The sequence below is a fragment of the Butyricimonas sp. Marseille-P2440 genome (genome assembly GCF_900091675.1).
Lineage (GTDB): Bacteria > Bacteroidota > Bacteroidia > Bacteroidales > Marinifilaceae > Butyricimonas > Butyricimonas synergistica.
Genome location: NZ_LT594606.1, coordinates 264617 through 277724 on the forward strand (window position 1 = coordinate 264617; position 13108 = coordinate 277724).

Here is a 13108-nt window from a genome sequence, read left to right on the forward strand (position 1 = left end):
AGCGAAGGATATGCGACTATCCCCCGCTAGTTGATAAGCCTCTTGCCGGAGGCATAACTTTAAACTTAAATTAATTTCAAAAGTATGAAAAAAAAACGTAGGTGTACTCATTTATGGGTGACAAAAGTGAAAAATTTGTTGCTTGGTGTGCAAGTGGCAGTTTGCTTATTCCTATCAGGAGGTCGAGTTGCACAGGCTATGACGGATGAGCCGTTGATCAATCTTTCGATGAAGGATGTGCCGGTAAAGGATGTCATTTGGGCTATCGAGAAACAGTCGAAACTGGTGTTCGTGTATAACACCAGGGATTTGGACCAAGCGGGTAAGATTGATATTGAGATCAAGGACAAAACGGTGCGGGAGGCTCTTGATATTTGTTTGAAAAACACGGGACTAGAGTATGAAATACAACAGAATACCGTGATTATTAAACGTAAACAAGAGAAAGCTCCGGAGATAGAGAAACTTGTGGTCAAAGGAAAGGTTGTGGATCGGGATAGCGTGCCCTTGCCGGGGGTAACGATTGTCTTGAAGGGAACCGCATTGGGCGTTGTTTCCGATAAAGACGGAAAGTTTAATTTCGAAATCCCAAAGATGGATCATCCGATACTTGTTTTTTCATTTGTCGGGATGCAGACACAAGAACATCAATACACGGGGAAGTCGGAGATCCGGATCACGATGATCGAGGATGTAAAGAGTATGGAAGAGGTCGTGGTAACCGGAATTTTTACCCGGAAAGCGGAGAGTTTTACCGGGGCGGCAAAAACATTCCGGAAAGACGAGTTAAAACGGGTTGGGAATACCAATATATTTCAAAGTTTGAAGAACTTGGATCCTTCTCTTAAAATTTTGGAAAACAGAACGATGGGCTCCGATCCGAATTCCTTACCGGATATGAGGTTGCGAGGAACTTCTTCTTTTCCTGCAGAAGGTGGTGATATTAATCTGAAAGGGAATTACCAGTCGCAGCCCAATCAGCCATTGTTTATCCTGGACGGTTTTGAAACGACGGTGGAAACCGTGTTCGACCTGGATATGAACCGGGTAGAGAGTATCACGATATTGAAAGATGCAGCTTCTAAAGCGATTTACGGTTCAAAAGCCGCTAATGGAGTGGTGGTTATCGAAACGGTGGGGCTCGGAGTAGAAGGAGTGCGGGTGACTTACACGGGCAATCTGGATTTGGAAATGCCCGATCTGACTAGTTATAATTTGTGTAATGCCGCAGAGAAACTGGAAGCCGAAAGGCTTGAAGGGAGTGTATACGGGGATTCGTATACCGGGATGAGCAAGTATTACGAACGATTGAAGCTTGTTAAGGAAGGTTTGGATGAGTATTGGTTGTCTAAACCTTTGCGTGTTGGCGTTGGACAGAAACATGCTCTCACGTTCGAAATGGGAAACAAGGAGATGAAAACGCTTTTTAACGTGGCGTATAGTAACGTGGAAGGTGTCATGAAAGAATCTTATCGCAATACTTTCTCGGGAACAGCACAAATATCTTATCGCAAATCGAATTTTTTGTTTCGGGATATAGCCACGATTACCCGAAATAAAACACAGGATTCACCTTACGGTACTTTCAGTGAATACGCAAAGGCTAATCCTTATTCCCCGGCATATGATGAAAAGGGTAAACCGATGGAAGATTATGCACGGGGTACTTATTCGGAAAAGTCTCCCTTGTATAATGCTAAAACGAATACTAAAGACCAGACTTCTTATTTGAGTTTCACGAATAATTTTTATATCGAGTGGACGATTATTGAGGGGCTGAAAGCGACGGGACGGGTAAGTTTTACGACAAAACGGAGTGACGCGGACGAGTATTATCCTTATAATCATACCAGTCAAAACAATTATAGCCGGGACGTGTATTACAAGAGAGGCGCTTATACCCTGAACACGGGAAAAAGCAACTCGGTATCGAGTGATATCTATTTGAATTTTTCAAGGACATGGGGTAAACATACTTTGTTTGCCAATGCGGGATGGAATATTTCGGAGAATGAGTATATGGAGATTATAAACGAAGCGCAGGGTTACAAGACAGGCAGTATGGACGAGTATATCTTCGGGATGATGTATAAAGAAGACGGTAAACCTTCCGGTAGCAGTTCTAAAAACAGGAATGTCGGGGTGTTGGGAGTTTTTGCCTATACTTATGACGATCGATTTTTATTGGATGCTACTTTGCGTGGAAGTGCGGCGTCTGTGTTCGGGACTGATAAGCCTTGGGCTACTTTCTGGAGTGTCGGGTTAGGTTGGAATCTGCATAACGAGAAGTTTATTCGGGATTGGGGGTTCTTGGAGCAATTTAAAGTAAGGGGTTCTATCGGTTACACGGGTAACCAGAATTTCCAGTCCAATAAAGCGGTGGCAACTTATAAATATTATATGAAGGAAAATTACAATTACTATTGGAGTGGTGCTTATTTGAGTAATATGGAAAATCCGGCGCTTCAATGGGAGTTGAAAAAAGATTATAACGTGGGACTTGATATGAAAATAAAAGGTGTTACGCTGACTTTTGATTGGTATACTTCCAACACGGAAAATCTTGTATCACAGATCACAATACCTGCTTCAACCGGATTTACTTCTGTTAGCGAGAACCTCGGATTGGTGCAGAACCGGGGTGTGGAGATTTCATTGGGTGTTAACGTTATCAATCGTAGGGACTTCTTTTTGAACGTGAATGGTAATATAACCACGAATAATAATAAATTGAAGAAGTTGTCGGATGCGATGAAGACGTTCAACGAGAATCAGCGGGCTTTGGCAGCCAAGGAAGATCGAGTTACACCGGTGGAGATGTATTATGACGGGATGCACATGAATACGATTTGGGCTGTTCCTTCCCTGGGAATCGATCCGTCTGATGGTTATGAGATTTATTTGAACCGGGACGGACAGATGACAAAACAATGGAAAGCCGAAGATATGGTTGCAGCCGGGGTTGCTGATTCTAAATATAACGGTAATTTCGGTTTGAACGGCGAGTACAAAGGGGTTGGTTTGAGTGTCGTGTTCACTTTTCTCGGAGGAGGAGAACTTTACAATCAGACGTTGGTAGATCGGGTCGAAAATGTCAATATTACTTATAACGTGGATAAACGGGTTTTGTCGGGGAGATGGAAACAACGGGGAGATCAAACACAATTCCGGAGGATTAAGAATTTAGGTGATACATATATCATGGGAAATATGCAGGAATCGGATTATACGCGAGCCACGACTCGTTTCGTGCAGAAGGATAACGAGTTGAATTTATCTTCTTTGAGTGTGTATTATGATTTTCCGCGTGCATGGATGAAGCATATTGGGTTTGAGAGAGTGAGATTACAAGCCAATATGAATGATGTTTACAAATGGTCATCGATTAAGATCGAACGGGGGACATCCTATCCGTTTGCTCGGACGTTGAGTTTTTCTTTAACAGCAACTTTTTAACGGGTAACCTTTATGAAAACGAGATTATTAATTTTATTGACAGTGTTCAGCCTTGTCTTTATTTCTTGCGAGGACTGGTTGAAAGTAGATTCCTCAACGGAAGTATCACAGGATGATATGTTTTCTTCGGACGAGGGTTTCCATGCAGCATTGACGGGCGTGTATATCGGGATGACTTCGAAGGATTTGTACGGAATGCATTTAAGCTGGCATATGTTGGATTATTTGGCGCATTATTATTGTTTGATTTCGGGAAGTAATGATATATACTTGCATAGCCATCAATACAAGAATGCCCGGGTGTACCCGTATGTAAAAAATGCGTGGAACGGTTTGTATAATTTGATAGCGAACTGTAACAATATTTTAGCTAAGTTGGAAGAGCATAAATCGGAGTTAGATCCGGTAAATTATCAGTTGGTAAAAGGTGAAGCATTGACCTTAAGAGCCTTTTTCCACTTCGATTTGATGAGGATGTTCGGGTACGGTAATTTGAGAAATCGGGATGTGTCCTCCAAAAAGGCAATTCCGTACGTGACTACGTTTAGTAAAGATGTTACGCCTCAGTTGTCTTATGCCGAAACGTTTAAGTTGCTGAAAGATGATTTGCTGGAAGCCATTGAGTTACTTTACGGGGAAGACGGAAAAAATTGTTACCGGATTACAGGGGATGATGATTTTTTTGATAATGGTCCGAATGGGAGTGACTACGGTTTCTTTAATTATTTTAGTTACCAAGACTCTCCCCGGGTGGATTATTATGTGGCAAAGGCTCTTTTGGCTCGTGTCTATATGTGGGAAGGAACAGACGAGGGATACGCCAAAGCCGTGGAGATTGCCGAAGAGTGGTTCTTGACAGAAGATGATTCAGGACAGGATAGTTGGGATTGGGTGTCTCGTTCCCGGGTGACGCATTCAAATGTGCTTTATCGAGATAGAACGTTTTCCCAAGAACATATTTGGCATCTTGCCGTGAACAAGTTGAATGATATTATGGGTCAATGGTTGGATGCATCGAACCCGAATGCGACATATGAACGCGTGTTTTTGACTCAGAATGTAGCATTTACTATTTTTGAAGTGGGGCAAGGGAATGACGTTGGCGTGGATGATTATCGTTATTCTTATTTGTTGCAGCCCCAGGGATCCGGTTTGAATAATTATGCCACGTTGAAGCTGGATCAATGTGACGGGGAAACGCAGTATGGGGAAATAATACCTTTGATCAGTACTCCGGAAATGTATTATATCTGTGCAGAAGTGTTTGCTGAACAAGGAAACTTGAAAAAGGCCATAGGTTATTTGAATACGGTACGGCAGGCACGGGGGATTACGCGGGATTTGGATGAAAATCTGAGTTATCAGGAAGTGAAAGAAGAAATACTGAAAGAGTACCGGAAAGAATTCGTGAGTTTGGGGCAACTTTTCTATTTCTATAAACGCTGGGGTGTGGAGAACGTTATCGGGTATGCCAATCCGATGGATGATTCCGAGTATATTCTGCCTTATCCTGACGAAGAGGTAATATCAGGAAATAGAGTACAGTTTTAACATTAAAATGTATAATCATGAAATATTTGATAAAACAATATTTTGTCTTGTTTGTTATCACGTGCGTGGGGATATATGGATGTTCCGACAGTGATATCATGTATTACGAGGGTGGGAATGCTTTGCATTTCATGAAACTTCGACAGGGGTTGTCGTTTATGACGAACATGGAAGCCGAGAAGGATACGATGTTTATTAAAGTATTGCTCGTGGGAAATCCCGTGAATGTGGAACGGGAGTTCGCCGTGGAGGTGGTGAGTGATTCCAACACGACAGCAACATCCGACCAGTATCGCATCGTGAAGGCGACAGTGCCGGCAAATGATACTATTGGTACTCTCGCACTGGAAGTGTGTAATCCGGAGTTTTTAAATATAGAGGAGTCGACGTTAAAGTTGAAATTGGCTGTGAAAGATAACGAGTATTTTAAAGCCGGAGGATGGTTGAATTATGTCACGATTCAATTAACATGGACTACAGATTTAGTGCAACCTGAAACATGGAATGCGATGCGTTATTTCTTTACTTCGAAATATTCTTCTAATGTTTATCGGGCTATTATAGCGTCTACGGGTTTGACGGAATTCTGGTATTACGATCCGGATCCAGAAACGGGTTACCGGTTAGATCAATACGAAGGATGGGTGTATGGGAAAAAATTTGCAGATTGGGTTCGGGAATACAATCGAACGCATGATGACGTGTATCGCCATGATGATGGTGCATATAAAGGTGAGGAAATTATACCTATATATTAATCTAAAAAATAGATGGATATGAAAAGATATTTATTATATATGCTGTTGATTCTTTGGAATGTGAGTTTCTTTACAGCGTGTTTTGATGATAAAAGTACGGATGCCGATTATCCGATTCCGGATATTGTGATAGATACTACTGGAATACCGGAAACATCTAAAGTCGTGCAATATGGGCGTTTGAGTATTCGACCGAAAGTTACACGGGATAATGGGGATAATTCTGATTTGTCATATAAATGGATGTTGAATACTATCGCGGATGATAATCTGAATTCGGGAGCAAAATCTCATTATATATGTATAGGGGAGAATGAAGTACTGGATACAACCATATTTTTAACACCTAACGAAACGTCTTATTTTTTGTGGTACCAAGTTACGGACAATAAAACACAATATCGGCGGGATATCTTGTGGAATGTACTTGTGCAGTCGGCTTATAACGAGGGAATATTAATTGTGGAAACGAAAGACGGGAGGAATACGGATTTCTCTTTGATTGAGGGAAAACAATTTACCGAGGGGTGGACTGCTGCAGATAGAATCAGTCATGATTTATATAGTTCTGTAAACGGTAGTACAATGGAAGGTTTGGTTAAACAGGTGTGCCATTCGTATAATACCAATAATCAGGTGAAATCAAAACGGTTGTATTGCATCGGGGATGATTTTTACACTTTGGTGGATGGTTTGGAATATGAACTTGTGGGACGGGATTTTGAGGTGATCTATGATAATACGCTTACCATGAAACCGAATCAGATATTTTATTGTGGCTCTAATGTGGTTTGGGTAAATGATGGAAATATTTATCCTTTTTCGGCTAATTTGGCTCGGGATTATCCGAATATACAGATTCCGATGAAGTATGCGGTGCAAGAGGGGGAAGCGCAGGTGATGAAAGTTTCCAGCGTGGATAAATGTATAGCATATACACATCAATCTTCCAGTTCTACTACGGCTTGGGGGGTGTGGTATGATAAGGAGGGTGGTCGATTCTTGTGCCAAAAGAGTAATCCTTATGTAAAAAGTAATATAGCGACTTTAGAATCCGATGCGGAAAGACCTTTTGATCCGAATAATGTACCAGGATTGGAAACCGCATATGCTGCCATTGGAGTGGATGATAATTTCTTTATGGTGATGAGGAACACAATCACAGGTGCTTATCAAATTTACGTGATTGAGCGAACTACTTCCAAGGCAAAATATCTTTATGATATTTCTGGAAATGAGATGGATGATGCCGTGGGGTATGTGGTGAGTGAAGATGGAAACGTGGTGTATTTTGCCACTTCAACACAGATTTACGCTATTGTGTTGGGAGGTGTGGCGCCACAAGTAAATTTGCTTTACACGGTGACTTCCGGTGAAATTACTCATTTCTCGATGTTCCGGCAGGCATGGTATCTTTTGGATCCTCGGAAGTATGTTTCCGGGGTCGGGTATAAAACGCCGATTGATACGCATGAGCATTTGTTGTTAGCGGGAGTGTGGAATGGTAACGAAGGGACTCTTTACACGATTCCGATCGTGAGTCCTAGTGGTGGAACGATAGATGCGAATGGTATTAAACCTTATACTGGGTTTGGAAAGATTTTAACGGTTGTTTCTCAACAGTAAAATTTGTAGTGTGTTTTGATTTAGACTGAATTCCCGTCGGTATTGACGGAAGGTGTTTTTGGGATTTTCCGAAAGACCGATGGGATTCTTTATTTTATACTCGTACCGGGTTTGACCGGTATGATATGGATGTATTGTGTTTGTGAATTACTAAAAAATTATGGAAAAAGCAATTGTAAAAGTAGAACACTTATCCCATCGCTATAGTGCGCAGTGGGCAATTCGGGATATTAATTTCGAAATCAGTCAAAAAGGTGTAGTCGGGCTATTAGGCTCTAATGGTGCGGGAAAATCGACCACGATGAATATTATTTGTGGCGTGTTGAATCAGACAGAAGGCGAGGTGTACATTAACGGAATCAGCTTGAGTGAACATCCGGTGGAAGCGAAGCAAAATATCGGATTCCTCCCGCAAAAGCCGCCTCTGTACGGAGATCTTAACGTGGACGAGTATTTGACGTATTGTGCCAATTTGAGATTGATGGACGAGAAACAGGTGAAACCGGCAGTGGAAGAAGCGAAACGGAGATGCGGAATTGCCCATTTCAGCCATCGTTTGATACGTAATTTGTCCGGGGGATACCAGCAACGCGTGGGAATAGCCCAAGCGATTGTTCATAATCCCGCCTTTGTCGTACTGGATGAGCCCACGAATGGTTTGGACCCGAATCAGATTGTAGAGATCCGGGAGTTGATTAAAGAGATCGCGAAAGACCGTTCCGTTTTGTTATCCACGCATATCCTTTCGGAGGTACAGGCTACTTGTAATTATATCCGCATGATTGAAAACGGGCAAGTCGTGTTTGCCGGTACAATAGACGAGTTTGACAATTACATCGAACCCGATACGTTTGTGGCGGAGTTTGAAAATAATCCTATTGCGGAAGAATTGGCTCGAGTGCCGGGAATCATTCGGGTAATTCCATTAACGGAAAGAAAATTCCGATTCCGTTTTGACGGGGGGCGTGATGTGATGCAACGTGTCATTGAGACAAGCGTGGCTAATGGATGGGGATTGAGTGAGATTACCTTGGAGAAGATTTCTCTAGACGAGATTTTTGCCCAGCTTTCCGGAAAGAGAGACAATAAATAATTTAGAAAGGAAGTGTATGAAAGTAATATTTAAAATAGCCAAGTCGGAATTGAGTATGTTGTTTTACTCTCCCGTGGCTTGGTTGATTCTGGTGATTTTTACTTTTCAGTCCAGTATGGCTTTTTCCAATTTGTTTAGTGATTTGGTTGTGGATCAGGCTGTCGGGAATCGTCTTTGGGATGTGACAGAAAAAGTATTTTCTAGTTTTCGGGGGCTTTTGTCCCAGGTGCAACAATACTTGTATCTTTATATTCCTTTGTTGACGATGGGGTTGATGAGTAAGGAGCGTAATAACGGATCAATTAAACTTTTGTTTTCTTCCCCGATCACGAACACACAGATTATACTTGGGAAGTATTTTGCCATGATGATTTATGCCCTGGTTTTGATTGCGATTTTGTTCGTGTATGCCATTTTCGGGATGTGTACAATAAAGGATATGGATGTGCCTTATGTTTTATCCGGTTTATTGGGGCTTTATTTGTTGATTTGTGCTTATGCAGCAATCGGGTTGTTCATGTCGAGTTTGACTTCTTACCAAGTGGTGGCAGCAATGTGTACGCTAGGTCTATTAGCCGTGTTGAATTTTATTGGAGGGGTAGGACAAGATATTCCTTTTGTGCGGGATGTAACGTATTGGTTGTCTATAAGAGGACGCTCCAATGAATTGATCGGTGGGTTGATCTGTAGTGAAGACGTGCTGTACTTTACCATTGTTGTGGTTCTTTTTTTGATGCTTTCTATATTGAAATTGAGGGGGGAGCGGAAAAAGGTTTCCCGGAAGATTGCTATCAGCCGTTATGTCGGGGTGGTTGCGCTTGCCGTGTTCTTGGGATATTTGTCTTCAATTCCGGTACTTATGGGATTTTATGATGCGACGGTTACCAAACAGAGAACATTGACTCCTAATAGCCAGAACGTGATGAGGCAATTGAACGGGGGACTGAAAATAACGACCTACGTCAATTTGTTGGAGCCAAATTACGCTTCGGGATTACCACAAAATCTGAATCAGGATAAACGGCTTTTCAGACAATATCTCCGTTTTAAGCCGGAATTGAAAATGAAGTATGTTTATTATTACGATAAAACAAAAAATGAATCTCTGGATCAACGCTATCCTTTATTAAGTGACCGAGAGAGGGCGCAGGAGATCGCAAACGGGTTGGAATTGGATTTCAAAATGTTCTTGTCTCCGGAAGAACTTAAAAAGCAGATAGATTTGTCCGAAGAACGAAATCGTTTTGTTCGTCTTATAGAACGTGAAAATGGGCAGAAATCTTTTTTACGGATATTTGACGATATGTCTCGCCAACCGGCTGAAAAAGAAATCACAGCAGCCATGAAACGTATGGTTGTTCCGGCGATGCAGGTGGCATTTCTTGCCGGTCATGGTGAGAGGGACATTGACCGGAAAGGAGACCGAGGATATTATGTGATGTCACAGGATATTACTTATCGGGAAGCGTTAATTAATAACGGTTTCGATAGTTATAAATTGTTTTTGAATGACGGGCAGAAGATTCCGGAGAACACGAATATCTTGATTATTGCAGATGTAAGGCAACCTTTCGAGCAAGAGGAATTAGAGGAAATCCAACGTTATATCGATAGAGGTGGCAATTTAATTATTGCCGGGGAACCTGGAAAGCAGGATATAATGAATCCTTTATTGTCTTCTTTGGGTGTTCAGTTTATGCCAGGGCAGATGGTACAGGAGAGTGAGAATTTCACGCAGAATTTGGTTTTGGGGAAAATTACCCGGGAGGCGGCGGGGATATATTCCTGGTTCCGTTGGATGTTGCGCTGGAATTACCGGGTACCGATGCCTGATGCTGTTGGTTTGGAGTATTCTAAGGATGCCGGTTTTGACGTGATGCCCATACTGGAAACAGATACAACGGGATGCTGGAATGAGTTGGAAACGACTGATTTTGGTGAAGGTAAAGCTGAGCTTCATGCTGAAGCAGGGGAGAAGGAGCAAACGTATGCTTTGGCTCTTGCATTAAGCCGGAAAGTAGGAGAAAAAGAACAACGGATATTCGTTATGGGAGATGCCGATTGCTTTAGTAACGGAGAATTTTTCATGAAACGGAGAGGTGTGAATACGGAGAATCAAATCTTACCGCGTTATGTGTTCTTTTGGTTATCCGGTGGAGAATATCCGATAGATACAACTCGTCCCCATTCTCCGGATACGAAAATTTATATGGGATTGGAGGGAATCACCTGGATGAATATCGGATTTATGGGCTTATTCCCGCTCGCATTGGCAGTTTGTGGTATTGTAATATGGGCAAAAAGAAGGAGAAAATAATATGAAAACAATCTATAAAATAGCGAAGAACGAGCTGAGTATGCTGTTCTGTTCGCCGATAGCTTGGTTGATACTTGTGATTTTTATTTTTCAGGTCGGAATGGAATATGCGGATGTGTTGACCTCGGACTTGCGGGCTAAGGCTACCGGATACAGTTTGATGGATGAAACTGCCAGTGTATTTTCCGGCATATGGGGGGTGTATTCTCGGGTACAAGGTTATCTTTATTTGTATATTCCTTTGCTGACGATGGGGATTATGAGCCGGGAATTCAGTACGGGGTCTATAAAATTACTGTTTTCTTCGCCTATCACGAATAAACAGATCGTGTTGGGAAAGTTTTATGCCTTGATGGTTTATGCATTATTTTTGATCGGAGGCTTGGTATTGACGGTCCTTTTCAGTTGTATCATTATAAAATCGATTGATTTTCCGTTGGTATTGTCCGGGTTGTTAGGATTGTATCTGTTGACTTGTGCCTATATTGCCATTGGACTTTTCATGTCGAGTCTGACTTCTTACCAAGTAGTTGCGGCAATGGGAACGCTTGCGGTGCTCGCCGTGTTGAACTTTATAGGGGGAGTGGGTCAGGAGATTGCATTAGTTAGGGATATTACCTATTGGCTGTCTATTTCTGGACGTTCAAAGGAAATGATTGACGGCTTGATATGTAGCGAGGATGTTTTATATTTTCTGATCGTGATTGTATTGTTTGTCATGTTGACAATTCTGCGATTGCGTTTTGACCGGAAAAGAGGTTCTCGGGCAGCACGTGTCGGATGGTATACCCTAGTAGTTGGTGGAGCCATGTTGTTGGGATACGTGAGTTCTCGCCCGGCTTGTATGACATATTATGATACGACAGCGATGAAATCGCAGACTTTAACTCTTAATAGCCAGTTGGTTATGGAGAAAATGAAAGGGGGATTGACGATCACGACTTACGTGAATTTGTTGGATGATAATTATTGGTGTGCTTTGCCCCGTTCCGTGAATGATGATTTCAAGCGATTTAAGCAATACGTGCGGTTTAAGCCGGAGATAAAGATGAAATACGTTTATTATTACGATAAAACGGATAATCCGTCTTTAGATCAACGTTTCCCGGGATTAAGCGATAAGGAACGGGCACAGGAGATAGCCAAAGGAATCAGAATGAAGTTTGATAGATTGTTGTCCCCGGAAGAGGTGCGGAAACAGGTGGATTTGTCTTCCGAGGGAAACCGTTTCGTGAGGTTGATAGAAAGAGAGAACGGGCAAAAGACTTTCTTGCGGATTTTTAACGATATGTCAAAGCATCCTTCCGAAAGTGAGATTACAGCCGCATTGAAAAGATTGGTTGAAGTTTCTCCAAAAGTCGCTTTTTTGACCGGTCATGGCGAGCGGGATGTTTACCGGGGAGGAGATGCCGATTATTCTACTTTCACGAAAAATCTGGCATTCCGTCACGCTTTGATCAATCAAGGGTTTGACACGGAAGCTCTTTCTTTGGCAGATGGCAGAACAATACCCGAGGAGATTAGTATATTGGTTATAGCCGATCCCCGGGAAAAGTTGACCGAATGGGAAAAGAGCGAAATTAACCGTTATATTGCTTCCGGACGGCATTTGTTAATTGCGGCTAAGCCGGGCAGACAAGCAATATTGAATGAAATAACGGAACCGCTTGGTGTTCATTTTACAGACGGAATTTTGGTTCATCCCAGTGAGGATTTTGCCCCGGATTTAATACAGGGACGTTTTACTCCTGATGCAGAAAGTTTTTCCGGTAATTTAGCTTATTTGAGCCGGAATAATTATAGAATTACCGCACCGGGAACAGCGGGTATTCTTTGTCATCTGCCGGAAGGTTTCGGAATGCTTCCTTTGGTCGTAACTGATAGTGTCGGGAACTGGAATGAAAAAGAAACAACCGATTTCGTGAATGAGGTTCTTGAATTCGCTCCAGAAAAGGGTGATGAAGAATGGAACGGACAACCCATTGTGTTAGCCATGGGGCGTCATGTAGGAGAGAAGGAACAGAAAATCATGATATTGGGAAATGCAGATTGTTTGAGTAACGGGGAACTGGTAAGATCGAGAAAAGACGTGAAGTCTGCAAACTTTAATTTGATTCTTGAGATGTTTCGGTGGTTCACAAATGGGGAATATCCTGTAAATACCAGTCGTTCTTACGGACCGGATAATGACCTTCGCATGGAGTACAAGGATTTGATCTGGGTGAAGGTCGGTTTCATGGGGGTGTTGCCTTTGTTGTTGATAGCGGCGGGGATTGTTGTTTGGCTCAGACGTAGAGAAAAATAAGA

Annotated in this window: 7 protein-coding genes; all 7 read left to right on the forward strand. The window is 42.2% G+C overall.

Going from position 1 to position 13108, the window contains the following annotated elements:
• Window positions 1-84: 84 nt before the first annotated feature.
• Window positions 85-3456: a SusC/RagA family TonB-linked outer membrane protein gene (locus tag BN8899_RS01080; protein ID WP_082986851.1), complete on the forward strand. Its 3372-nt coding sequence runs from the start codon at window positions 85-87 to the stop codon at window positions 3454-3456.
• Window positions 3457-3468: 12 nt separating this feature from the next.
• A complete protein-coding gene (locus BN8899_RS01085) occupies window positions 3469-5007 on the forward strand; it encodes a RagB/SusD family nutrient uptake outer membrane protein (protein WP_082986852.1) in 1539 nt (512 codons plus the stop codon).
• A 17-nt stretch (window positions 5008-5024) separates the two neighbouring features.
• Window positions 5025-5765: a DUF4843 domain-containing protein gene (locus BN8899_RS01090; protein ID WP_065217955.1), complete on the forward strand. Its 741-nt coding sequence runs from the start codon at window positions 5025-5027 to the stop codon at window positions 5763-5765.
• Between the two features lie 18 nt (window positions 5766-5783).
• Window positions 5784-7391: a PKD-like family lipoprotein gene (locus BN8899_RS01095; protein ID WP_187376707.1), complete on the forward strand. Its 1608-nt coding sequence runs from the start codon at window positions 5784-5786 to the stop codon at window positions 7389-7391.
• Window positions 7392-7551: 160 nt separating this feature from the next.
• Window positions 7552-8484 (forward strand): ABC transporter ATP-binding protein, encoded by a 933-nt coding sequence (locus tag BN8899_RS01100; protein WP_018338800.1) that lies wholly within the window; start codon window positions 7552-7554, stop codon window positions 8482-8484.
• Between the two features lie 16 nt (window positions 8485-8500).
• A complete protein-coding gene (locus BN8899_RS01105; RefSeq protein WP_065217957.1) occupies window positions 8501-10801 on the forward strand; it encodes a Gldg family protein in 2301 nt (766 codons plus the stop codon).
• A 1-nt stretch (window position 10802) separates the two neighbouring features.
• Window positions 10803-13106, forward strand: a complete 2304-nt coding sequence (locus BN8899_RS01110) for a Gldg family protein (protein ID WP_065217958.1) — start codon at window positions 10803-10805, stop codon at window positions 13104-13106.
• Window positions 13107-13108: the final 2 nt, after the last annotated feature.